This window comes from Streptomyces sp. JK94, from assembly GCF_053613315.1.
In genome coordinates, this window is sequence record NZ_JBSICH010000006.1 from 274,069 (window position 1) to 295,764 (window position 21,696).

Sequence of the window (21,696 nt, forward strand, 5' to 3'; positions counted from 1 at the left end):
CAGTTGTGACGTCCTCGACGCCTATGACGTTCGGCGCAGTGCGCGCAGCCCGCGCAACCCGATGACCCCGACGACCGTCCCCAGTACGAAGGACACGACGGCGAGCAGCAGGTGCACCCAGAAGTACGCCGTGGGCTCACCGTCCTCGAAGGCGAGCCCACTGCCGTCCTTGGCCAGGTTCTTGACGAAAGTGATCCAGATGATCCAGCTCCACACCCCGAAAGCGAGCAGGAACCAGGAGACGGGGCGGCTGAGCTTCATGGTTTCAGTATCGCCGGACGCTGTCCGGATCCGTGCGCGGGGTGGGGAGGGGGCTGGGACAGCGCCGTGCGCGGGAGGTACGTTCTCGCTTGTGCCCGCACCCAAGAAGACCGGCAGGCGCGCCCTGTCGGTCACCTCCGCCGCCCTGACCGCCCTCCTCGCCCTCGCGCCCGCGGCGCTCGCCGCCCCGAGCCCGTCGGCCGGTGCCTCGGCGAGCCCGTCGGCCACTCCGCCCGCGTCGATGTCGATCGTGGGCGGCACGCGGCTCGGGAAGCCCGGGACACAGGTCGACCTGGCCGGCGGGGCGCCCGTGCTGCCGAAGGACCTCACCGCCCGTTCGTGGATCGTGGCCGACGCCGAGTCCGGCGAGGTGCTCGCCGCGCACAACGCGCACTGGCGGCTGGCCCCGGCGAGCACGCTGAAGATGCTGTTCGCGGACACGCTGCTGCCGAAGTGGCCGAAGACGACCCGGCACAAGGTGGCCCCCTCCGACCTGGCGGGCATCGGTGCCGGGTCCAGCATGGTCGGCGTCAAGGAGGGCGAGACCTACTCCGTCCACGACCTGTGGCTCGGTGTCTTCCTGCGCTCCGGGAACGACGCCGTGCACGTGCTGTCCGCGATGAACGGCGGCGTCGAGAACACCGTCAGGGAGATGAACGAACACGCCGGGGAGCTCCAGGCCCTCGACACGTACGTCGTCAGCCCCGACGGCTACGACGCGCCGAAGCAGGTCTCCTCCGCGTACGACCTGACGTTGTTCGCCCGCTCGGGGCTGCAGAAGAAGGACTTCCGCGAGTACGCCTCGACGGTCAGCGCCGAGTTCCCGGGTGAGACGGAGAAGGACGAGAAGGGCGTGACGTCCCGCAAGCCCTTCGAGATCCAGAACACCAACAGGCTGCTGTCCGGCGCCTCGGACGTGGACGTCTACCCGGGCATCGCGGGTGTGAAGAACGGCAACACCACCAACGCGGGCTCCACCTTCACCGGCGTCGCCGAACAGGGCGGCAGGGTGCTGCTCGTCACGGTCATGAACCCGGCGAAGGACGAGTCCAACGAGGTCTACAAGGAGACCGCCCGCCTGTTCGACTGGGGCTTCCAGGCGGCCGGCAAGGTGGAGCCGGTCGGTGAGCTGGTGGCGCCGCGGAGCGCCGTGCAGGCGAGTCCCGCGCCGGACACCGGCGCCCCCGCCGGGGAGGCCGGCGGCACGGGGAACACCGGGAAGGGCGCGGCCGGCACCAATCCGGTGGCGGGGGCCCCGGCCGCGAACGGCTCCAGCGGGGTCGGCACCGCGGCCGGCATCGCCGGCGGGCTGCTCGTGCTGCTCGCGGGCGGTGTGTTCCTGATCAACCGGAAGTGGCCGCTGCCGGACCTGGTCCGTCGCCGGACGCGCCCGTGACGCCCGGCTCCCCGCCGTCCCGCTCCTCCTCCCGCCGTTCCCCGACTTCCTGCTCCTTGCTGCCCGTCGCCGTCCAGGAGGCGCAGAACAGCACCAGTTTCGAGGTGAAGTTGATCCACAGCAGCAGGGCGACGGGGACGCCGAAGGCGCCGTACATGTTCTTCGCGGCGATGCCCTGCATGTAGCCGCTCAGCAGCAGCTTCAGCAGTTCGAAGCCGAGCGCGCCGATCAGCGCGGCCACCAGCAGGCGGCGCCGGGTGGGCTGGACGCCGGGGAGCAGGGTCAGGACGTAGAGCAGCAGGAGGAAGTCGGCGAGCACGGCGACGGCGAACGCGGCGACGTAGAGCAGTACTCCGCCGAAGCCGCCCTCGTCGATGCCGAGCTGGCGGATGATCCAGCCGACGAGGGCCGAGGCGATGGTGGAGATGGCCACGGTGGTCAGGAGGGCGCCGCCGAGGCCGACGAGCACACGCGCGTCCTTGACCCGGTGCACGACCGGGTTCTCCTCCTCCTCGGGCAGCTCCCAGACGGCGCGCAGACAGCCCCGGGTGGCGTCGACCCAGCCGATGCCGATGACCAGCAGCAGGGCGCCGGCGACGAGGCCGACGGTGCCGGCGTTGTCGATCAGGCTCTGGATGTTCATCTGGTCGGAGATGCCGGGGATCTGCTCGGCGATCTTGTCCTGGAGCCGGTCCTGCTGCTTCTCGTCCAGGGTGGTGGCGGCGACGGCGGCGGCCAGGCTGAGCAGCGGGAAGAGCGCGACGAAGCTGGTGAAGGTCATGGCGGCGGCCAGCCGCGTCCACTTGACCCGGTCCAGCCGCTCGTACGAGCGCCAGGCGTGCGTGGTCGTCAGCCGCGCCAGCCACGGTCCCACGACGGGGAGCTTCTTCAGCCAGTCCATGATCCGACGCCGCCCCTGGTTCCCTCGGTCCACGATCCCGGTCCGCGGCCGGTCGCGGACGCGGTGCGGAACACCAGGGTTCTTGTGCCCCAGAATCGCAGGACCGTGGCCAGGAACATGCCGACGACCGCACCGGAGACGGTGTCGGCGCGCTGGGAGGTGAGGCCGAGGCCGTAGTGGCTGACCGCCAGGCACAGCAGTTGCACGGCGGCGCCGGCGGCGTTCACCGCGAAGAACACGGCGTAGGGGCGCACGCCCCGCGGGCGGCTGTGCCGGTAGGTGCCGAGGGCGTTGCCCGCGTACGCCACGGAGCAGCCGGCGACGAAGGACAGGGTCTTGGCGGTGAGCGGGCCGAGTCCGGCCGGGCCGCGCAGGAGCGTGAAGAGGCCGAGGTCGACGGCGTAGGCGAGGAGGCCGGCGGCGGCGAAGCCGGCCAGTTCGCGTCGGGTGCCCGGGGTGCGGGCCGCTACCAATTGGCCACCGCCAGGCCGTACATCGCCAACCAGACCACGCCGATCAGCGCGAGCGCCCGGTCGCGCAGGACGACGTCCTCGGGTTCGCCCGCGGTGCCGCGGTCGGCGAAGACGGCGTAGCGCAGGACGGCGAGGATGAAGGCGACCATGGACAGCTGGCGCCAGGGCAGCACGCTGGTGTGCGGGACGCCGCCCTCCTCCATGGCCCACAGGCAGTAGCCGAGGACGGCGACGCCGGCCGCGAGCTGCCAGACGAAGCGCAGGTAGCCGGTGGTGTACTCGGTGAGCAGCGCGCGCGTGGCGCCCGCCTTCCCGGCCATCTGGACGGCTTCGGAGTAGCGCTTGGCGGAGACCATGAACAGCGCGCCGAAGCCGGTGGTAATGAGGAACCAGCGCGACAGGGGGATGCCGAGTGCGAGCCCGCCGATCATCGCGCGCATCAGGAAGCCGGTGGTGACGACGGCGAGGTCGACGACCAGGACGTGCTTGAGGGTGATGCAGTACGCCAGCTGCATCGCGAGGTAGGCGGTCAGCAGGGCCGCGACGGCCGGCGGGCACAGCCAGGCCGCCGCGAGGGGCGCGAGGACGCCCAGGGCGCCCCCGACGGCGTACGCGACCGGTACCGGGACCTGCCCGGCGGCGACCGGGCGGTGCCGTTTGACCGGGTGGGCGCGGTCGGCCTCGGCGTCGCGGGCGTCGTTGACGAGGTAGACGGCGGAGGCGCAGGCGGTGAACAGGACGAAGACCAGGGCCAGCCGGGTCAGGACGTTCGGGGCGAACAGCTCGCCGGCGGCGGCCGGGGCGGCGACGACCAGGACGTTCTTGACCCACTGGCGGGGGCGTGCGGTCCGGAGCAGGCCGGGCAGCAGCCCCTTCCGGCGGGACGGGGCCGGGTCCGGCCGCTGTCCGGGGGGGCGTTGCCGCAGGACCGCCGTGTCAGTCACGGGTGCCTCCGTGCATCCAGCCGGCGCCGAGCCGGGCGGTGAGCGCGCCCAGGGCCGCGCCCGCCGCCACGTCCGAGGGGTAGTGGACGCCGACGACCAGCCGGGAGACGCAGACCGCGGCGGCGGCCGGCCAGACGGCATGGATGCCGAGCGCGCCGAAGGCGACGGCGGCCGCGGCGGCCGAGGTGGCGTGGGAGCTGGGGAAGGAGTGCCGGCCGGCGGTGCGCACCAGGGGTACGACGTGTGCGGGGCGCGGACGGCGTACGACCCGCTTCGCCCCCATGCTGACGAGGTGCGCGCCCGCGGTGAGCGCCGTGCCGCGCAGCCAGGCGCCGCGTCGCGGGCCGTCCAGCGCGGCTCCGGCGAGGCCCGCCGTGAGCCACAGCGCTCCGTGCTCCCCGGCCCAGGACAGGGCACGCGCGGCAGCGGCCACGCGCGGGTCCGTGCCGCAGGCTCTGAGCGCCGTCACGATCCGGTGGTCCATGTCGTCGAGGTCGTCCATGGGTCCTCACTGTTCACGCCGACGACGTGGGATGTCCGGCATGATCGAGCGACATACCATTAATCACCCGTTTCGGGTATGAGCGGGATGTTCCGGAACTAATCGTTCGCATAGGGGCGATACGGTCACCGGCATGTCTGCCGACACCGTTCCCGCCGCCGAAGAGGGCCCCGCCGGCACCTGGGGCCCCGTCACCGGCTGGGGCCGCACCGCACCCACCGCCGCCCGGCTGATCCGCCCGAGGACGTACCAGGAGGCCGCCGACGCCGTACGGGACTGCGGGACCCGCGGAGGCATCGCGCGGGGTCTGGGGCGGGCCTACGGGGACGCCGCGCAGAACGCGGGCGGCGCCGTGCTCGACATGACGGGCCTGGACCGCGTCCACGCCATCGACGCCGACGGCGGCACCGTGCTCTGCGACGCGGGCGTCTCCCTGCACCGGCTGATGGAGGTGCTGCTGCCGCTCGGCTGGTTCGTGCCGGTCACGCCCGGCACCCGCTACGTCACGGTCGGCGGGGCGATCGGCGCGGACATCCACGGCAAGAACCACCACGTGTCGGGGTCCTTCGCCCGGCACGTCCCGGCGTTCGAGCTGCTCACCGCCGACGGCCGGGTCCGCACCGTGGAGCGGGGCACGCCCCTGTTCGACGCCACCGCCGGCGGCATGGGCCTGACCGGGGTGATCCTGACCGCGACCGTGCGGCTCCAGCCGGTCGAGACCTCGCTGATGTCGGTCGACACCGAGCGCGCCACCGACCTCGACGACCTGATGGCCCGTCTCACGGCCACGGACCACCGCTACCGCTACTCGGTCGCCTGGATCGACCTCCTCGCCCGCGGCGCGGCGACCGGCCGCGCGGTGCTCACCCGGGGCGACCACGCCCCGCTGGACGCGCTCCCCGCGGGCGGGCGGGCGCGGCGGGCGCCGCTGGCCTTCCGTACCTCCCGGCTCCCGGCCGCACCCGACCTCGTCCCGGAGGGCCTGCTCAGCCGGACGACGGTGGGCCTCTTCAACGAGCTGTGGTACCGCAGGGCCCCCCGCCGGCGCACCGGCCAGCTCCAGCGGATCTCCACCTTCTTCCACCCCCTGGACGGCGTCCCGCACTGGAACCGGGTCTACGGCCGCGGCGGCTTCGTGCAGTACCAGTTCGTCGTCGGCCACGGCCGCGAGGACGCCCTGCGCCGGATCGTGCGGCGCATCGCGGAGCACCGCTGCCCGTCCTTCCTGGCCGTCCTCAAGCGGTTCGGGGAGGCCGACCCGGGGTGGCTCTCCTTCCCCGTGCCCGGCTGGACCCTCGCCCTGGACGTCCCGGCGGGTCTGCCGGGCCTCGGCGCCTTCCTCGACGACCTCGACGAGGAGGTCGCCGGGGCCGGCGGCCGGGTCTACCTCGCCAAGGACTCCCGGCTGCGGCCCGAACTGCTCGACGCGATGTACCCGCGCCTGGACGACTTCCGCGCGCTGCGCGCGGAGCTGGACCCGCGCGGGGTCTTCGTCTCCGACCTGGCCCGCCGCCTCCACCTCTAGGCACCTCAGGAGCTGTAGTGAAGGACGCCTTCGGCATCCCCCAGTCCCTTCTCGTCCTCGGCGGTACGTCCGAGATCGCGCTCGCGACCGCGCGCCGCCTGGTCGCCCGCCGCACCCGTACGGTGTGGCTGGCCGGCCGTCCCTCCCCCGCCCTGGAGGGGGCGGCCGGGCAGCTGCGCGGCCTCGGGGCCGAGGTGCGCACCGTCGCCTTCGACGCCCTCGACCCGGAGTCGCACGAGGCGGCGCTCGGCAAGGTCTTCGCCGAGGGCGACGTCGACGTGGTGCTGCTCGCCTTCGGCATCCTGGGCGACCAGGCGCACGACGAGCGCGAGCCGCTGAACGCCGTGCGGGTGGCGCAGACCAACTACACCGGCGCGGTCTCGGCGGGCCTGGTCAGCGCCCGCGCGCTGCAGGCGCAGGGCCACGGCTCCCTGGTGGTGCTCTCCTCCGTGGCCGGTGAGCGGGCCCGCCGCGCCAACTTCATCTACGGCTCCAGCAAGGCCGGTCTGGACGCCTTCGCGCAGGGCCTCGGCGACGCGCTGCACGGCACGGGGGTGCACGTCATGGTCGTGCGTCCCGGTTTCGTGCGGTCGCGGATGACCGCCGGGAGGGAGGAGGCGCCGCTGGCCACGACGCCCGAGGCGGTCGCCACGGCGATCGAGCTGGGGCTGCGGCGGCGTGCGGAGACGGTGTGGGTGCCCGGCGCGCTGCGGGTGGTGATGTCGGCGCTGCGGCACCTGCCGCGGGCGGTGTTCCGGCGGCTGCCGGTCTGAGAGGGCCTACCCGGCGGGGACGGAGCCGCTCTCCACGCGTCCCGCCTGCGGGGGCACCGTGGTGCTGCCGAAGGGGAACTCGCGCAGCTTGCGCCACACCCCGTCGGCGCCCTGCTCGTAGAGCGCGAAGCCGGTGCAGGGCCATCGGGCCTCGTAGTCGGACAGCTCCTCGTAGGCGCGGTCCATCGCCGCTTCCCCGATGCCGTGCGCCACGGTGACGTGCGGGTGATACGGGAACTGCAGTTCGCGCGGCACCGGCCCGGAGGCGTCCCGGACCCGCTTCTGGAGCCAGGAGCAGGCCGCGGCGCCCTCGACCACCTGGAGGAAGACCACCGGCGACAGCGGGCGGAAGGTCCCGGTGCCGGACAGCCGCATCGGGAAGGGCCGGCCGCGTGCGGCGACCTCCGCCAGGTGCGCCTCGACCGCGGGCAGCGCGGCGCCGTCGACCTCGGTCGGCGGCAGCAGGGTGACGTGCGTGGGGATACCGTGAGCAGCGGCGTCGCCGAAGCCCGCGCGCAGCTGCTGGAGCTCGCTGCCGTGAGGCTCCGGGACCGCGATCGACACGCCGATCGTTACGGTCCCCACGTCGTCTCCTGTCGTTCCGTGTCGTTCTGTCGGACACCCGGTTATCGACTGTACGGCCACGGCCGGGCCCAGGGCAGGCGCAACCGGAGTGATGTACAGCGCTACGGCGGCGTACCGGGGCGCACGGGCCTGCCGGGTCCAGCGCCGGGGTGCGGTGCCGCCGGTCAGTGCTTGGCGGGCAGGAAGCCCACCCTGTCGTACGTCCGGGCGAGGGTCTCCGCGGCGACGGCGCGGGCCTTCTCCGCACCCTTGGCGAGGATGGAGTCGAGGGACTCCGGGTCGTCCAGGTACTGCTGGGTGCGCTCCCGGAAGGGGGTCACGAACTCGACCATGACCTCGGCGAGGTCCGTCTTGAGCGCGCCGTAGCCCTGGCCCGCGTACTTCTCCTCCAGCTCGGTGACACCGGCTCCGGTGAGGACCGAGTAGAGGGAGAGGAGGTTGCTGACGCCGGGCTTCTCCTGCGGGTCGAAGCGGATCACGGTGTCCGTGTCGGTGACCGCGCTCCTGACCTTCTTCGCGGTGGCTCTGGGCTCGTCCAGGAGGTTGATGAGGCCCTTCGGCGTGGAGGCGGACTTGCTCATCTTGACCGTCGGGTCCTGGAGGTCGTAGATCTTCGCCGTCTCCTTGAGGATGTACGGCTTCGGGACGGTGAAGGTCTCGCCGAAGCGGCCGTTGAAGCGCTCGGCCAGGTCGCGGGTCAGCTCGATGTGCTGGCGCTGGTCCTCGCCCACCGGGACCTCGTTGGCCTGGTAGAGCAGGATGTCCGCGACCTGGAGGACCGGGTACGTGAACAGGCCGACGGAGGCGCGGTCGGCGCCCTGCTTGGCGGACTTGTCCTTGAACTGGGTCATGCGGCTCGCCTCGCCGAAGCCGGTGAGGCAGTTCATGACCCAGGCGAGCTGGGCGTGCTCGGGGACGTGGCTCTGGACGAAGAGCGTGCAGCGGTCCGGGTCCAGTCCCGCGGCCAGCAGCTGGGCGGCGGCGAGCCGGGTGTTGGCGCGCAGCTCCTTCGGGTCCTGCGGGATCGTGATCGCGTGCAGGTCGACGACCATGTAGAACGCGTCGTGGGTCTCCTGCAGGGCCACCCACTGGCGGACGGCGCCGAGGTAGTTGCCGAGGTGGAACGAGCCTGCGGTGGGCTGGATTCCGGAGAGCACGCGAGGTCGGTCAGTCGCCATGCGCACCATTCTCTCAGGTTCCACCGGTGGCTCGTTCCCCGGTCGGCGGCCGTCAGCCGAGGTCGATCTCCGGGTAGAGCGGGAAGCCCGCCACCAGGTCCGTCGCGCGGTGGGAGACCTCGTCGGCGATCTTCGCGTCGAGGACGTGGGCGGCCTTGGAGGGGGCACCGGACTTGGTGGTGCCGGCCTCGGTGGCGGTCAGGACCCGGTCGATCAGGCCCGCGACCTCGTCCATCTCGGCCGTGCCGAGACCGCGCGTGGTCAGGGCCGGGGTGCCGATGCGGATGCCGGAGGTGTACCAGGCGCCGTTCGGGTCGGCCGGGATGGCGTTGCGGTTGGTGACGATGCCGGAGTCGAGGAGGGCGGCCTCGGCCTGGCGGCCGGTGAGGCCGTGGGAGGACGCCACGTCGATCAGGTTCAGGTGGTTGTCCGTACCGCCGGTGACCAGGGTGGCGCCGCGCCGCGTCAGGCCCTCGGCCAGCGCGCGGGCGTTGTCGACGATGCGCCGGGCGTAGTCCTGGAACGCGGGCTGCCGGGCCTCGGCGAGGGCGACGGCCTTGGCCGCCATGACGTGCGGGAGCGGACCGCCGAGGACCATCGGGCAGCCGCGGTCCACCTGGTCCTTGAGGGAGTCGTCGCACAGGACCATGCCGCCGCGCGGGCCGCGCAGCGACTTGTGGGTGGTCGTCGTCACGATCTGGGCGTGCGGGACCGGGTCGAAGTCGCCGGTGAGGACCTTGCCCGCGACCAGACCCGCGAAGTGGGCCATGTCGACCATGAGGGTCGCGCCGACCTCGTCGGCGATCTCGCGCATGATCCGGAAGTTCACCAGGCGGGGGTACGCGGAGTAGCCGGCCACGATGATCAGCGGCTTGAACTCGCGGGCCGAGGCGCGCAGCGCCTCGTAGTCGATGAGGCCGGTGGCCGGGTCGGTGCCGTAGGAGCGCTGGTCGAACATCTTGCCGGAGATGTTCGGCCGGAAGCCGTGGGTGAGGTGGCCGCCGGCGTCCAGGGACATGCCGAGCATGCGCTGGTTGCCGAAGGCCTGGCGCAGCTCGGCCCAGTCGGCGTCGGTCAGGTCGTTGACCTGGCGGGCGCCCGCCTTCTCCAGGAAGGGCACCTCGACGCGGGCGCCGAGGACGGCCCAGAAGGCGACCAGGTTGGCGTCGATGCCGGAGTGCGGCTGGACGTAGGCGTGCCGGGCGCCGAACAGCTCGCGCGCGTGCTCGGCGGCCAGGGACTCGACGGTGTCGACGTTGCGGCAGCCGGCGTAGAAGCGGCGGCCGATGGTGCCCTCGGCGTACTTGTCGCTGAACCAGTTGCCCATCGCCAGGAGCGTGGCCGGGGAGGCGTAGTTCTCGGAGGCGATCAGCTTGAGCATCTCGCGCTGGTCGGCGACCTCCTGGCCGATGGCGTCGGCGACGCGCGGCTCGACGGAGCGGATCACGTCGAGGGCGGCACGGTAGGCGGTGGAAGCGGGGGTGGGCTCTGCGGACACGGGGACCTCCGGACGTTGCGTTCGGCGTTCACGGTACGGCGGCCCAGGCGCACGGCACTGACTGCTCGGGCCGCTCCCCGATGGTTGGTCCCATCCCAGCGCGCCAGTCACGGCCCGCGGCCAGCCTAGCGGGTGCCGCCCGCGGGGGGCCGCGCGTGTCCGCGATGCGGGCGTGCGTCCCGGTGCGGGCGTGCGTCCCGGTGCGAGCGTGCGTCCCGGTACCGCCGGTGCCGTCCGCGGGCGTACGGCGGCCGGCCGCGCCCCGGAGGCCGGGGTGTCAGAGGATCACGTGCGGCAGGAAGCGGGCGTACTCGTCCGTCACCAGGCCCGACGACTCCCTGATGCCCAGGCCCGCCGACTCGCCTTCCACCACCCACGCGCCCAGGACCGTGCGGTTGCCGTCGAAGTCGGGCAGCGGGGCCAGCTCCTGGTAGCAGCACGGCTCGGTGCGCGGGGGCGCCTCGGTGCCGGGGCGGTGGATCGTGACGCCGGCCCCCTCGCGGCCGAGGAGGGGCTTGGCGACGTAGCCGGTGGTGCCGGCCAGTTCCCTCGGGCCGTCGAGGTAGGCGGGGAGGAGGTTGGGGTGGCCGGGGTGGAGCTCCCAGAGGACGGCCAGCAGCGCCTTGTTGCTGAGCAGCATCTTCCAGGCGGGCTCGATCCACAGGGTGGTGCCGGTGCCGCCGCCGTTGTCGAGGGTGTCCAGGACGTGGCCGGCGAAGCGGTCGGTGGTCAGCCACTCCCAGGGGTAGAGCTTGAAGATGCTGCGGATGAAGCGGAGCCCGGTGTCGACGAAGCGGCCGGAGAGGCGGTCCCAGCCGATGTCCTCCATGGAGATCCACTCGGTGGCCAGGCCGGCCTGCTCGGCGGTCTCCTTGAGGTAGGCGACCGTCATCAGGTCCTCGCCCAGCTCGTCGGCCTCGGAGTGCGCGAAGTACAGCGGGCTGCCGGGCGGGAGGAGGGCGGCCTGCTTGCGCCAGGCCTCGACGAGGCGCTCGTGGAGGGAGTTCCACTGGTCGGCGCCGGGGAACCGTTCCTCCATCCAGAACCACTGCGGGGAGGCCGCCTCGACGAGGGAGGTCGGGGTGTCGGCGTTGTACTCCAGGAGCTTCGCGGGCCCCGTGCCGTCGTGACGCAGGTCGAAGCGGGCGTAGACGGAGGGGAGTTCGGCGCGGCGGTGCCAGGCCTCGGTGACCGCCCGGACCACCCGCGGGTCGGTGATGCCGAGGTCGGCGAAGCGGCCGGCGGTGACGATGTGCTCGGCCGCCGCGAGGCACATGCGGTGCAGTTCCTCGACGACCTCCTCCAGTGCCTCGACCTCCGGGAGGGAGAAGACGTAGTACGCGCTCTCGTCCCAGTAGGGGCGCAGGGAGCCGTCGGGGTGACGGGTCAGGGGGTAGATGCAGCCCTGTTCCTCCACGGTCCGCTGCCAGCCGGCGCGGGGCGTGGTCGTACGGCGTTCCATGTGCGGTCAGCCGCCGCCGCTGCCGGAGGAGCAGCCGAAACCGCCCCGGTCGACGGCCTCGCTGCGGCTGAACGTGCCGTCGTCGGCCCAGCCGTCGCGGACGTCGGCGTCGTAGTACCAGTCGGCGTCGGACACCCGCGACGCGCCGGACTGCTTCTTGCCGCCGTTGCCGTATGCGCCGCCGGAGGAGCCCGACGTGCAGTTCTTGTCGGCGACGACCTTGTAGCCGTAGACGTAGTCGTAGCTGTCGCGGTCCACGCAGCGGCGGTCGGGGTCCGAGCCGCACGCGCTCAGGGCCGCCGCGAGCACACCCATGCCGCCGAGCGCCACGGTGCTCGACCGCAGCCGCCGCCGGGTCTCCGCCATGTCCGTCTCTCCCCCGTTGTCCGTCCTGCTATACGACAGTTGGGCCGATCGAGTGCACGGCCGTCGCCGGGGGACTTTACGGCAGCGCCCGGCACAGCGCGTCCAGGGCCCCCGCCCAGGCGTGGTCCGGCGGGGTGCCGTAGCCGACCACGAGGGCGTCCAGCGGGGCGACGTCCGCCTCGGGGTGGCGGAAGGTGGACAGGCTCTGGACCGCGAGTCCGTGCCAGGCGGCGGCCCGGACGGCCTGCTGTTCGGTACCGGGCGGCAGCCGCAGGACGGCGTGCAGTCCGGCGGCGATGCCGGTGACGCGCACCTCGGGGGCGCGCTCGGCGAGGGCGGCGACCAGGGCGTCGCGGCGGCGCCGGTAGCGCAGCCGGGCGGCCCGCACGTGCCGGTCGTAGTCGCCGGAGCCGATGAACTCCGCGAGGGTCAGCTGGTCGAGGACGCCCGGGGTGCGGCCGGCCATGGCGTCCATGGCCTCCTCGACGAGCGAGGGGGGCAGCACCAGCCAGCCCAGGCGCAGCGCGGGGGCCAGGGACTTGCTGGCGGTGCCCAGGTAGACCACGCGGTCGGGGTCCAGTCCCTGGAGGGCGCCGACGGGCTGGCGGTCGTAGCGGAACTCGCCGTCGTAGTCGTCCTCCAGGATCACTCCGCCGGTGCGGCGGGCCCAGTCGATCAGGGCGGTGCGGCGCTCGGGGAGCAGGGGCTGGCCCAGGGGGAACTGGTGGGAGGGGGTCAGCAGGACGGCCCGGGCGGTGACCGGGTCGCCCGGGTCGCCCGGGTCGCCCGGGTCGCCCGGGTCGCCCGGGTCGCCCGGGGGGAGGGTGCCGCGGTCGTCGAAGCCCAGTGGGGGCATGGCGTGGCCGGCGCGCCGGATCAGCCGGCGGTGGTGCGGCAGCCCGTAGGACTCGACCGCCACGGAGCGCTCCCCCCTGGCGCGCAGCAGTTCGGTGAGGACTCCGAGGCCGCCGAGGAAGCCGGCGCAGACGACGATCCGGTCGGGGTCGGCGCGCACGCCCCGGGCGCGGGCGAGGTAGCCGGCGAGCGCGGTGCGCAGTTCGATCCGGCCGCGGGGGTCGCCGTAGCCGAGGGCCAGGTCGGGGGCGGCGGTCAGGGCGCGGCGGGCCGCCCGGAGCCACTGGGCGCGGGGGAAGGAGGCGAGTTCGGGCGTGCCGGGGACGAGGTCGTAGGCGGGCCGGGCCGGTTCCCGCCGGTGCGGGGCCGGGCGGTGCGGGGCCGGGTGGTGGGCCGGGGCGGCGGGTGTCCGGTCGGCGACCCGGGTGCCGGAGCCCTGGCGGGCGGCGAGCCAGCCCTCGGCGACCAGGTCCGCGTAGACCTCGGCCACGGTGTTGCGCGCCACGCCCAGGTCGGCGGCGAGCGAGCGGGAGGAGGGCAGCCGGGTGCCGGCGGCCAGCCGGCCGCTGCGGACGGCCTCGCGCAGGGCGTCGGTGAGGCCGCGGCGCAGCCCGGGGCCGGACCGGTCCAGGTGCAGGTCGACGCCGAAAGTGGCCCACGGTTCCCCCATGGGAATGGACCATACTCCTGGGCTGCCTCGCTTCTAGTGTCGAGGCATGACGACGCACACGACGGACACGACGACCACCGCCCCCGACGCCTTCGCCCCCGAGCAGACCCCCCGGCTGGAGTGGGCCAAGCACGCCCCCGAGGTCTGGAAGGCGATGCTGCGGCTGGAGAAGGCCGCGGGCGAGGGGCTGGACCTCAAGGTGAAGGAACTGGTGAAGATCCGCGCCTCCCAGCTCAACCACTGCGCGTTCTGCCTCGACATGCACACCAAGGACGCGCTCGCGGCCGGGGAGAGCGTGGAGCGGATCGTGCAGCTCGCCGCCTGGGAGGAGTCGCGGCACTTCTACACGGAGAGGGAGCTCGCGGCGATCGAGCTGACCGAGGCGGTCACCGTGCTGACGGACGGCTTCGTGCCGGACGAGGTGTACGAGAAGGCCGCGCGGTTCTTCGACGAGGCCGAGATGGCGCACCTGATCGCCGCGATCACGGTGATCAACGCCTGGAACCGGTTCGGCGTGACGTGCCGGCTGACGCCGGGGCACTACACGCCGGGTCAGCACTAGTGGTGGCGGCGCGCACCACGCCCCTGGCCGACGGCGTCCGGTCCGCACTGCGGGATCCGGGCGCCGTCGCCCGGCGGGGCCCGGGCGGCCCGGCCCGGCGCCCCGGGGCCGTCCGCGAGGATCTCGGGACGTGAGGGCCCCAGGACCTGACAGCCCCAGGACCTGAAGGCCTCAAGACCTGAAGGCCCCAAGACCTGAAGGCCTCAAGACCTGAGGGCCTCAGGACCCGAAGGTCACGGCAGCCACTGCTTCCAGACGGACTCGTGGCCCTCCACCCACTTCTTCGCCGCCACCTCGGGCCGCATCTTCTGTTCGGCGATCATCAGGGAGACCTCGTTCTGGTCCTCGGTCGTCCACCTGAACCTCTTCAGGAACTCCGCCGCCTCGCCGCCGTCCTTCGCGAAGCCGGCGTTGAGGTACTTCTGCAGCGGGGTGACCGGGTAGGCGCAGTCGACCTTCTCCGGGTCGGCGTCGCAGCCCTCCTCGTAGGGCGGCAGCTCCACCTCCGTCATCGGGACCTTTTCGAACAGCCACTGGGGGGTGTACCAGTAGGTCAGGAAGGGTTTCTCCTCCTTGGCGAACTGCTCGATCTGGGTGATCTGGGCGGCCTCGGAGCCGGCGAAGACGACCTGGTAGTCCAGGTCCAGGTTCTTCACCAGGGCCTTGTCGTTGGTGACGTAGGACGGGGAGCCGTCCATCAGCTGGCCCTTGCCGCCGCTCTCCGCGGTGCGCAGCAGCTCGGCGTACTTGTTCAGGTTCTTCCAGTCGGTGACGTCCGGGTGCTTCTCCGCGAAGTACGTGGGCACGAACCAGCCGATGTGCCCGGTGACGCCGAGGTCGCCGCCGGGGGCGATGGTCTTCTTCTCCTCGACGTACCGCTGCTCCTGCTCGGGGTGGCCCCAGTCCTCCAGGATGGCGTCGACGCGGCCCTGGCTGAGCGCGTCCCAGGCGGGGACCTCGTCGACCTGGACGGTGTCGACGCGGTAGCCCAGCTCGTGCTCCAGCAGGTACTGGGCGACGGCCACGTTGGCCTGGGCGCCGACCCAGGACTGCACGGACAGGGTCACGGTCCTGGCGCCCTGGGCGTTGGCGAACGGGGACGCCTGCCTGGTCATGTCGGCGGCGCCGCACCCGGTGGCCAGCGCCAGGACGGCGACGGCCGCCGTGATCCGCCTGCGGGACATCTCAGGCTCCCTTCTTCGTACGGCGTCCGGTGGGCTGGGTGACCCGGTCGAGCATCAGACCGAGGCAGACGATCGCCGCGCCGGCCACCAGGCCGGTCGCCAGGTCGCCCTGCGCCAGGCCGAGGACGACCTGGTAGCCGAGCGCGCCACCGCCGACCAGGCCGCCGATGATGACGACGGCGAGGACCAGGACGACGCCCTGGTTGACGGCGAGCAGCAGGGACCGGCGGGCCAGCGGGAGCTGCACCTGCCGCAGTTGCTGTCCGCTGGTGGCGCCGAGCGAACGGGCCGACTCCAGCGCGGCCGGGTCGACCTGGCGCAGGCCCTGGGTGGTGATGCGGACGACGGCCGGGAGGGCGTAGACGACCGCGGCGGCGACGGCGGGTGCGCGGCCGACGCCGAAGAGGGCGACGACCGGGATCAGGTACACGAACTGCGGCATCGTCTGGAAGACGTCCAGCACCGGCCGCAGTGCGCGCTCGAAGCGGTCGCTGCGGGCGGCGCCGATGCCCGCGGCGAAGCCGATGACCAGGGTCACGGCGACGGCCGCCAGAACCTGCGAGAGCGTGTCCAGGGAGGGGTTCCACACGCCGAGCACGCCGATGGCGGCCATGGCGAGGGCGGCGGTGAGCGCGGTGCGCCAGGTGCCGATCAGCCAGGCCGTCGCGGCGACGATCAGGAGTACGGACCACCAGGGCAGCCACTGCAGGCCGTCCCGGAGCGGGTTGAGGACCCAGCTGGTGAAGTGCGCCGCCCAGTCGGCGGTGCCGCCGACGACGGGCACGCCGGAGTACAGGTGGGCGGTCATCCAGTCGACGGCCCGGTTGACGGGCTCGGCGATGTTCACCTCCCACGCCCCGGGCCAGTCGAGGAGGCCGGCGAGCCGTCCGGCGACCGCGACGGCCGCGGCGGCGGCGAGGACGTACAGCCAGGTCAGCGGTGACTTCCCGGGCTCCCCGAGCCGCTCCCCCGCCGCGCCGGTCACGCGGTCCAGGACGACGGCGAGCAGCACGATCGGGATGCCGGCCGCGAGGGCCGCGCCGACGTCGACGGAGGCGAGCGCCTGGTAGACGCGGTCGCCGAGGCCGCCGGCGCCGATGACGGAGGCGATGACGGCCATGGACAGCGCCATCATGATCGTCTGGTTGACGCCGAGGAGGAGCTCCTTGCGGGCCAGCGGGAGCCGGGCGGTCAGCAGCCGCTGGCGGGCGGTGGTGCCGAGGGACTCGACGGCCTCCAGCACCTCCTTGTCGGCGCCGCGCAGGCCGAGCGAGGTGAGCCGGGCCATGGGCGGGGCGGCGTAGACGACGGTGGCCAGGACGGCGGCGGGGACGCCGATGCCGAAGACCAGGACGACGGGGAGGAGGTAGGCGAAGGCGGGCAGCACCTGCATGGTGTCGAGCACCGGGCGCAGGACGCGGTCCATCCGGTCGGAGAGGCCGGCGGCGAGGCCCAGCAGGGCGCCGACGACGACCGACGCGAGGACGGCCACGGCCATCAGGGCGAGGGTCTGCATGGTCGGCACCCACATGCCGAGCAGCCCGCAGGCCAGGAAGGCCGCCGCCGTGCCCAGCGCGAGCCGGACGCCGGCCACCCGCCAGGCGACCAGGGCGCCGATCGCGGTGACCCCGGCCCAGCCGACGGCGAGGAGGGCGAGGTACACGGCGCGTACGGCGATGACGACGGCGTTGCTGACGTGGCCGAGGAAGTGGAGGAACAGCGGATGGCTGTCGCGGTTGTCGATGATCCAGTCGCTGGCCCTGCCGAGCGGCCCGGAGACGTCGACGGTGAGGGCGCCCGGCCAGGTGCCGCCGGACCACTGGGCGACGGCCAGGGGGACGAGGACCGCGGCGGCCACGGCGAGGGTCAGCAGCTTGCGGACGGCCGGCCGGCGCAGGACGCCGGGGAGCACGGGGCGGGTGGCGGTGGCGGTGGCCGTGGTCATCAGACCGCCTCCTTGCGCTGATCCGCCTCCTCGACGGGGTCCGGCTGGCGGACATCAGCCTCCCCGGGGCGTTCCGTGCCGGCGATGACGCCGAGCAGCGCGTCCGCGTCGACCACGCCGAGGCAGCGTCCGGCGTCCATCACGCGGGCCGGGGCGCCGGCCCGGGCGACGGCCTCGATGGCCTCGGACACGGTGGCGTCGGGTCCGAGCGCCGGGCCGGTCCCGGCCGCGTCGGCGGACGCGGCGGGGCGCATGGCCGTACGGACGGTGAGCACCTGCTCGCGCGGGACGTCGCGGACGAACGCGCGGACGTAGTCGTCGGCGGGCGAGCCGACGATCTCCTCGGGGGTGCCGAGCTGCACGACGCGGCCGTCGCGCATCAGGGCGATGCGGTCGCCGAGCTTGAGGGCTTCCTGGAGGTCGTGGGTGATGAAGACCATCGTGCGGCCCTCCTCGCGGTGCAGCCGGACGACCTCCTCCTGCATGTCCCGCCGGATCAGCGGGTCGAGGGCGCTGAACGGCTCGTCGAACAGGAGTACCTCGGGGTCGACGGCGAGGGCCCGGGCGAGGCCGACGCGCTGGCGCTGGCCGCCGGAGAGCTGGCCGGGGCGGCGGTGCTCCAGGCCCTCCAGACCGACCTTGGCGACGATCGCGGCGGCCCGCTCGCGGCGCGCGGCGCGGCCCATGCCCTGGACCTCCAGGCCGTAGGCCACGTTGTCGAGGACCGTGCGGTGCGGGAGCAGGCCGAAGTGCTGGAAGACCATCGCGGCGCGGTGGCGGCGCAGTTCGCGCAGCCGGGACCTGTCCATGGCGCGGACGTCCTCGCCGTCGATGGCGATGGAGCCCGCGGTCGGCTCGATCAGCCGGGTCAGGCAGCGTACGAGGGTGGACTTGCCGGAGCCGGACAGGCCCATGACGACGAAGACCTCGCCCTTGCGCACGTCGAAGGAGACGTCCCGGACGGCGGCCGTGCAGCCGGTGCGGGAGCGCAGTTCGGCGGCGTCCAGGGCGGCGAGCCGCGGGTCGGCGGGGACGCGGGCGGCCTTCGGGCCGAAGACCTTCCACAGGCCGTCGACGGAGAAGACGGGGGCGGCTGCCCCGGACTCGCCCGGCGGGGTGGCGGTGCCGGCGGCGGTACTCATCGGGCGTCACCGCCGATCAGCTCGACGGCGCGCTCCCCGACCATGAGCACGCCGATCATCGGGTTCACGGCGGGCATGGTCGGGAAGACGGAGGCGTCGGCGATGCGGATGCCCTGGAGGCCGCGGATGCGCAGCTCGGGATCGACGACGGCGAGTTCGTCGGTGGCGGCACCCATCCTGCAGGTGCCGGCCGGGTGGTAGACGGTGTGGGCGACCTTGCGGGCGTACTCGCTCAGCTCCTCGTCGCCGGTGACGTCCGGGCCGGGGCAGACCTCGCGCTTGAGCCAGCCGGCCAGCGGCTCGGCCCTGGCGACCTCACGGGCGATCCTGATGCCGTCGACGAGGGTGCGGCCGTCGTGGTCGTCCTCGTCGGTGAAGTAGCGGAAGTCCAGGGCGGGCTTGACGGAGGGGTCGACGCTGGTGAGGTGGAGACGGCCGCGGGACTTCGGCTTGGGGATGTTCGGGGTCATCGAGACGCCGAACTCCGGGCGCTCGTAGCCCAGGCGCTCCGGGTTGTCCGTGAAGGGGATCTGGTAGAAGTGGAACATCAGGTCGGGGCCCGCGTGCCCGGGGTCGCGGCGCACGAACAGGCCGGCGTCGGAGTCCATCGCGGAGTTCTCCGGGAGGGGGCCGTGGGTCTCCCACACGATCACCGACTCGGGGTGGTCGAGCAGGTTCTCGCCGACACCGGGCAGGTCGAGCGCCACGGGTATGCCGAGCGCTTCGAGGTCCTCGCGGGGGCCGATGCCGGAGTGCAGCAGCAGGCGCGGGGAGTCCACGGCGCCGGCGCACAGCACGACCTCGTTGCGTGCCCTGACGAGGATCTCCTCGCCGTCCTTGGTGCGGACGTGGACGCCCTCGGCGCGGGTGCCGTCCAGCTCCAGCCGGTACGCCCAGGTCTCCAGCATGAGCGTCAGGTTGGTGCGCTCGTCCATCACCGGGTGCAGGTACGCCACCGACGCCGACGACCGCTTGTTGTCCTCGGGGTGGTAGGCGAGGTCGAAGAAGCCGACGCCCTCGGTGAACGGCTTCTTGTTGAAGCCGTCGATCCTGGGGACCTCCAGCGCCTTCTGCGCGGCGTCGACGAAGTCGCGGGCGATCGCGTTCCGGTCCTTCTCGTCGACCGGGACGATGTTGTTCTTCAGCCGGGCGTAGTACGCCTCCATCTGCACCGCGCCCCAGCCCTTGGCGCCGGCGGCCTCCCACTCGTCCCAGTCGGACGGCAGCGGCTTGAAGGCGATCAGGGTGTTGTGGGAGGAGCAGCCGCCGAGTACACGGGCGCGGCTGTGCCGGATGTGCGAGTTGCCGCGTGGCTGCTCGGTGGTGGGGTAGTCGTAGTCCAGCTCGCCACCGAGCAGGCCCATCCAGCGGCGCAGGGTCAGCACGTCGTCGCGGCCGACGTCGCTGGGGCCGCCCTCGATGACGGCGACGGTCACGTCGGGGTTCTCGGTGAGGCGGGAGGCGATCACCGATCCCGCGGTGCCGCCGCCGACGACGACGTAGTCGTAGACATGGGTGGTCTCGGGCATGGGGTTACTCCAGGGAGCGTGGGGACGGAAGGTGCGGGAGTACGGTCAGCCTGCGAACCAGCGGACGGGCTTCGGGGCGAGGTTCTGGTACACGTGCTTGCTCTCGCGGTACTCGGCAAGGCCCGCGGGGCCCAGTTCGCGGCCGACGCCGCTCTTGCCGAAGCCGCCCCACTCCGCCTGCGGCAGGTAGGGGTGGAAGTCGTTGATCCAGACGGTGCCGTGGCGCAGCCGGCCGGCGACCCGGCGGGCGCGGCCCGCGTCGGCGGTCCAGACGGCGCCGGCGAGCCCGTACTCGGTGTCGTTGGCGAGGGCGACGGCCTCGTCCTCGGTGCGGAAGGTCTCGACGGTGAGGACCGGTCCGAAGACCTCCTCCCGTACGATCCTCATCTCACGGTGGCACTGGTCGAGGACGGTCGGCTCGTAGAAGTAGCCGCTCTCCGGTCGCTGGGGGGACGGCTCGGGGCGCTTGCCGCCGCAGCGCAGCACCGCGCCCTCGGCGAGGGCGGAGGCGACGTGGTCCTCGGTCTTGGCGCGCTGCTGCCCGGAGACGAGCGGGCCGCACTCGACGCCCTCCTCGGTGCCGCGGCCGAGGCGGATTTTCCGGGCCCGGCGGGCGAGTTCGGCGACGAAGCGTTCGCGCACCGACTCCTCGACGATGAGGCGTCCGCCGGCGGAGCAGACCTGGCCGCTGTGGATGAAGGCGGCGTTGAGGGCCTGGTCGACGGCGGTGTCGAAGCCCTCCTCCGTCTCACAGGCGTCGGCGAAGACGACGTTGGGGTTCTTGCCGCCGAGTTCGAGGGCGACCTTCTTGACGGTGACCGCGGCGGCCTGGGCGACCTTGGTGCCGCTGGCCAGGCCGCCGGTGAAGGAGACCAGGTCGACGTCGGGGTGCTCGGCGAGCCGGGCGCCGACGGTGTGGCCGGGGCCGGTGACGAGGTTGGCGACGCCGGTGGGGAGTCCGGCCTCGACCAGCAGGTCGATCAGGGCGACGGTGGTGAGCGGGGTGATCTCGCTCGGCTTGATCACGAAGGTGTTGCCGGCGGCGAGCGCCGGGGCGATCTTCCAGCTGGCCTGGAGCAGTGGGTAGTTCCAGGGTGTGATCATCGCGCAGACGCCGACGGGTTCGTGCACGACGACGCTGTGGACGTCGGGCGTGCCCGCGTCGACGACGCGGCCGGGGGCCTCGCCGGCGACCAGGTCCGCGAAGTAGCGGAAGGCGTCGGCGACGCAGTCGATGTCGACCCGGCCCTCCTCGACGGTCTTGCCCGCGTCGCGGCTCTCCAGCAGGCCCAGCTTCTCGCGGTCGCGCACCAGGAGGTCCGCCACGCGGCGCAGCAGGGCGGCGCGTTCGGCGACCGGAGTGCGCGGCCACTCCCCCGCGTCGAAGGCGCGCCGGGCGGCGGCCACGGCGAGGTCGGTGTCCTTCTGATCGCCCTCGGCGACCACGGCGAAGGGCAGGGCGTCCGCGGGGTCGAGGATGTCACGGGTGGCGCCGGAGGACGCCGCGAGCCACTCACCTCCCGCGTGGATGGTCCGGTGCGCCCGCTCCGCCTGTGTTTCCGTTCGGTTCGCCATGATCGACGTTGCCTTCCGTTCCTGGTCAACCCCCCTGCGTCACACGCGTGTCACTCCCGGGGACCGTGAGCCCCTGCCCAACGGCCCCGTATGCATGCCGGATCGACGGCCGAAAGTGCGGCGCCTCACTCGGAAAAGGGGTGAAGGGGGGCAAGGCAGGACGGCGGGGCGGTCGGATGCGGGGCACGGGCCCGGTCGGTGGCGGGGGCACGGGCCCGGTCGGGCGCGGGGGCACGGGCCCGGTCGGGCGCGGGGGCACGGGCCTGGTCGGGCGCGGGGGCACGGGCCTGGTCGGTGGCGGGGCGGGCCTGCCGGTGACGGGGAGCGGCCACCTTGACGGAAGCGGGAGCGGGAACAGGAACGGGAACGG

Annotated in this window: 20 protein-coding genes and 1 riboswitch; of the genes, 4 read left to right on the forward strand and 16 right to left on the reverse strand. The window is 73.3% G+C overall.

Annotation, left to right across the window (positions count from 1 at the left end; genetic code table 11):
* Window positions 1-21 precede the first annotated feature (21 nt).
* Window positions 22-261, reverse strand: a complete 240-nt coding sequence (locus ACVV2G_RS06120) for an SCO4848 family membrane protein (protein ID WP_453841550.1) — start codon at window positions 259-261, stop codon at window positions 22-24.
* Window positions 262-352: 91 nt separating this feature from the next.
* Here ACVV2G_RS06120 and ACVV2G_RS06125 point away from each other — a divergent pair, with 91 nt between their 5' ends.
* Window positions 353-1,657, forward strand: a complete 1,305-nt coding sequence (locus ACVV2G_RS06125) for a D-alanyl-D-alanine carboxypeptidase family protein (protein ID WP_453841551.1) — start codon at window positions 353-355, stop codon at window positions 1,655-1,657.
* On the opposite strand, the gene ACVV2G_RS06130 is transcribed toward ACVV2G_RS06125, so the two are convergent.
* From ACVV2G_RS06130 to ACVV2G_RS06145, 4 genes are read right to left on the reverse strand one after another with little or no spacing between them, the layout of a single operon-like run.
* Window positions 1,605-2,558, reverse strand: a complete 954-nt coding sequence (locus ACVV2G_RS06130) for a YihY/virulence factor BrkB family protein (RefSeq protein ID WP_453841552.1) — start codon at window positions 2,556-2,558, stop codon at window positions 1,605-1,607. The genes ACVV2G_RS06125 and ACVV2G_RS06130 overlap by 53 nt on opposite strands.
* Window positions 2,546-3,031 carry a GtrA family protein gene (locus ACVV2G_RS06135; protein ID WP_453841553.1) on the reverse strand — a complete coding sequence of 162 codons (486 nt, stop codon included), beginning with the start codon at window positions 3,029-3,031 and terminating at the stop codon, window positions 2,546-2,548. Before ACVV2G_RS06135 ends, ACVV2G_RS06130 begins: the two co-directional genes overlap by 13 nt.
* The gene (locus ACVV2G_RS06140; protein ID WP_453841554.1) at window positions 3,025-3,975 is read right to left on the reverse strand and encodes a decaprenyl-phosphate phosphoribosyltransferase; all 951 of its coding nucleotides are present in this window, start codon (window positions 3,973-3,975) and stop codon (window positions 3,025-3,027) included. The genes ACVV2G_RS06135 and ACVV2G_RS06140 overlap by 7 nt, the downstream gene beginning before the upstream one ends.
* Window positions 3,968-4,477 carry a phosphatase PAP2 family protein gene (locus ACVV2G_RS06145; RefSeq protein WP_453841555.1) on the reverse strand — a complete coding sequence of 170 codons (510 nt, stop codon included), beginning with the start codon at window positions 4,475-4,477 and terminating at the stop codon, window positions 3,968-3,970. Before ACVV2G_RS06145 ends, ACVV2G_RS06140 begins: the two co-directional genes overlap by 8 nt.
* Before the next feature lie 133 nt (window positions 4,478-4,610).
* Between ACVV2G_RS06145 and dprE1 the strand changes: the two genes are divergently transcribed.
* Window positions 4,611-6,002, forward strand: coding sequence for a decaprenylphosphoryl-beta-D-ribose oxidase (dprE1, locus tag ACVV2G_RS06150; RefSeq protein WP_453841556.1), 1,392 nt, complete (start codon window positions 4,611-4,613; stop codon window positions 6,000-6,002).
* 17 nt (window positions 6,003-6,019) lie between these two features.
* Window positions 6,020-6,775: a decaprenylphospho-beta-D-erythro-pentofuranosid-2-ulose 2-reductase gene (gene dprE2, locus ACVV2G_RS06155; RefSeq protein ID WP_453841557.1), complete on the forward strand. Its 756-nt coding sequence runs from the start codon at window positions 6,020-6,022 to the stop codon at window positions 6,773-6,775.
* Window positions 6,776-6,781: 6 nt separating this feature from the next.
* Here the strand turns inward: dprE2 and ACVV2G_RS06160 are convergent, their stop codons facing one another.
* The 6 genes from ACVV2G_RS06160 to pdxR all read right to left on the reverse strand — a co-directional run bounded on the left by ACVV2G_RS06160 (window position 6,782) and on the right by pdxR (window position 13,389).
* Window positions 6,782-7,360 carry a 2'-5' RNA ligase family protein gene (locus ACVV2G_RS06160; protein WP_453841558.1) on the reverse strand — a complete coding sequence of 193 codons (579 nt, stop codon included), beginning with the start codon at window positions 7,358-7,360 and terminating at the stop codon, window positions 6,782-6,784.
* Window positions 7,361-7,524: 164 nt separating this feature from the next.
* Window positions 7,525-8,538, reverse strand: a complete 1,014-nt coding sequence (gene trpS, locus ACVV2G_RS06165; RefSeq protein ID WP_453841559.1) for a tryptophan--tRNA ligase — start codon at window positions 8,536-8,538, stop codon at window positions 7,525-7,527.
* Window positions 8,539-8,590: 52 nt separating this feature from the next.
* Entirely contained in the window at window positions 8,591-10,036 is a 1,446-nt protein-coding gene (locus ACVV2G_RS06170) for a glycine hydroxymethyltransferase (protein ID WP_453841560.1), read from the reverse strand.
* 34 nt (window positions 10,037-10,070) lie between these two features.
* Window positions 10,071-10,157, reverse strand: a riboswitch (ZMP/ZTP riboswitch).
* Between the two features lie 156 nt (window positions 10,158-10,313).
* Complete coding sequence (locus ACVV2G_RS06175) at window positions 10,314-11,498, reverse strand: glutathionylspermidine synthase family protein (protein WP_453841561.1); 1,185 nt, start codon at window positions 11,496-11,498, stop codon at window positions 10,314-10,316.
* Window positions 11,499-11,504: 6 nt separating this feature from the next.
* A complete protein-coding gene (locus tag ACVV2G_RS06180) occupies window positions 11,505-11,864 on the reverse strand; it encodes a hypothetical protein (protein WP_453841562.1) in 360 nt (119 codons plus the stop codon).
* A 76-nt stretch (window positions 11,865-11,940) separates the two neighbouring features.
* A complete protein-coding gene (gene pdxR, locus ACVV2G_RS06185; protein ID WP_453841563.1) occupies window positions 11,941-13,389 on the reverse strand; it encodes a MocR-like pyridoxine biosynthesis transcription factor PdxR in 1,449 nt (482 codons plus the stop codon).
* Between the two features lie 46 nt (window positions 13,390-13,435).
* Here pdxR and ACVV2G_RS06190 point away from each other — a divergent pair, with 46 nt between their 5' ends.
* Window positions 13,436-13,951, forward strand: coding sequence for a carboxymuconolactone decarboxylase family protein (locus ACVV2G_RS06190; protein ID WP_453841564.1), 516 nt, complete (start codon window positions 13,436-13,438; stop codon window positions 13,949-13,951).
* Between the two features lie 233 nt (window positions 13,952-14,184).
* On the opposite strand, the gene ACVV2G_RS06195 is transcribed toward ACVV2G_RS06190, so the two are convergent.
* Genes ACVV2G_RS06195 through ACVV2G_RS06215 form a run of 5 tightly spaced genes read right to left on the reverse strand, consistent with a single transcriptional unit; the run spans window position 14,185 to window position 21,326 of the window.
* On the reverse strand, window positions 14,185-15,135 hold the full coding sequence (locus ACVV2G_RS06195) for an ABC transporter substrate-binding protein (RefSeq protein WP_453841565.1): 951 nt from the start codon (window positions 15,133-15,135) through the stop codon (window positions 14,185-14,187).
* Window position 15,136: 1 nt separating this feature from the next.
* Window positions 15,137-17,080 carry an ABC transporter permease gene (locus tag ACVV2G_RS06200; protein WP_453841566.1) on the reverse strand — a complete coding sequence of 648 codons (1,944 nt, stop codon included), beginning with the start codon at window positions 17,078-17,080 and terminating at the stop codon, window positions 15,137-15,139.
* On the reverse strand, window positions 17,080-18,222 hold the full coding sequence (locus ACVV2G_RS06205; protein WP_453841567.1) for a quaternary amine ABC transporter ATP-binding protein: 1,143 nt from the start codon (window positions 18,220-18,222) through the stop codon (window positions 17,080-17,082). Before ACVV2G_RS06205 ends, ACVV2G_RS06200 begins: the two co-directional genes overlap by 1 nt.
* Window positions 18,219-19,751: a GMC family oxidoreductase gene (locus tag ACVV2G_RS06210; RefSeq protein WP_453841568.1), complete on the reverse strand. Its 1,533-nt coding sequence runs from the start codon at window positions 19,749-19,751 to the stop codon at window positions 18,219-18,221. The genes ACVV2G_RS06205 and ACVV2G_RS06210 overlap by 4 nt, the downstream gene beginning before the upstream one ends.
* Before the next feature lie 45 nt (window positions 19,752-19,796).
* Window positions 19,797-21,326 carry an aldehyde dehydrogenase family protein gene (locus tag ACVV2G_RS06215; RefSeq protein ID WP_453841569.1) on the reverse strand — a complete coding sequence of 510 codons (1,530 nt, stop codon included), beginning with the start codon at window positions 21,324-21,326 and terminating at the stop codon, window positions 19,797-19,799.
* Window positions 21,327-21,696: the final 370 nt, after the last annotated feature.

What these genes read in the sequence shown, in the direction of transcription:
- ACVV2G_RS06120 (WP_453841550.1), bottom strand. Translation starts at nt 261, where the DNA reads ATGAAGCTCAGCCGCCCCGTCTCCTGGTTCCTGCTCGCTTTCGGGGTG.
- ACVV2G_RS06130 (WP_453841552.1), bottom strand. Translation starts at nt 2,558, where the DNA reads ATGGACTGGCTGAAGAAGCTCCCCGTCGTGGGACCGTGGCTGGCGCGG.
- ACVV2G_RS06145 (WP_453841555.1), bottom strand. Translation starts at nt 4,477, where the DNA reads ATGGACGACCTCGACGACATGGACCACCGGATCGTGACGGCGCTCAGA.
- dprE1 (WP_453841556.1), top strand. Translation starts at nt 4,611, where the DNA reads ATGTCTGCCGACACCGTTCCCGCCGCCGAAGAGGGCCCCGCCGGCACC.
- trpS (WP_453841559.1), bottom strand. Translation starts at nt 8,538, where the DNA reads ATGGCGACTGACCGACCTCGCGTGCTCTCCGGAATCCAGCCCACCGCA.
- ACVV2G_RS06175 (WP_453841561.1), bottom strand. Translation starts at nt 11,498, where the DNA reads ATGGAACGCCGTACGACCACGCCCCGCGCCGGCTGGCAGCGGACCGTG.
- ACVV2G_RS06180 (WP_453841562.1), bottom strand. Translation starts at nt 11,864, where the DNA reads ATGGCGGAGACCCGGCGGCGGCTGCGGTCGAGCACCGTGGCGCTCGGC.
- pdxR (WP_453841563.1), bottom strand. Translation starts at nt 13,389, where the DNA reads ATGGGGGAACCGTGGGCCACTTTCGGCGTCGACCTGCACCTGGACCGG.
- ACVV2G_RS06190 (WP_453841564.1), top strand. Translation starts at nt 13,436, where the DNA reads ATGACGACGCACACGACGGACACGACGACCACCGCCCCCGACGCCTTC.
- ACVV2G_RS06195 (WP_453841565.1), bottom strand. Translation starts at nt 15,135, where the DNA reads ATGTCCCGCAGGCGGATCACGGCGGCCGTCGCCGTCCTGGCGCTGGCC.
- ACVV2G_RS06200 (WP_453841566.1), bottom strand. Translation starts at nt 17,080, where the DNA reads ATGACCACGGCCACCGCCACCGCCACCCGCCCCGTGCTCCCCGGCGTC.
- ACVV2G_RS06205 (WP_453841567.1), bottom strand. Translation starts at nt 18,222, where the DNA reads ATGAGTACCGCCGCCGGCACCGCCACCCCGCCGGGCGAGTCCGGGGCA.
- ACVV2G_RS06210 (WP_453841568.1), bottom strand. Translation starts at nt 19,751, where the DNA reads ATGCCCGAGACCACCCATGTCTACGACTACGTCGTCGTCGGCGGCGGC.
- ACVV2G_RS06215 (WP_453841569.1), bottom strand. Translation starts at nt 21,326, where the DNA reads ATGGCGAACCGAACGGAAACACAGGCGGAGCGGGCGCACCGGACCATC.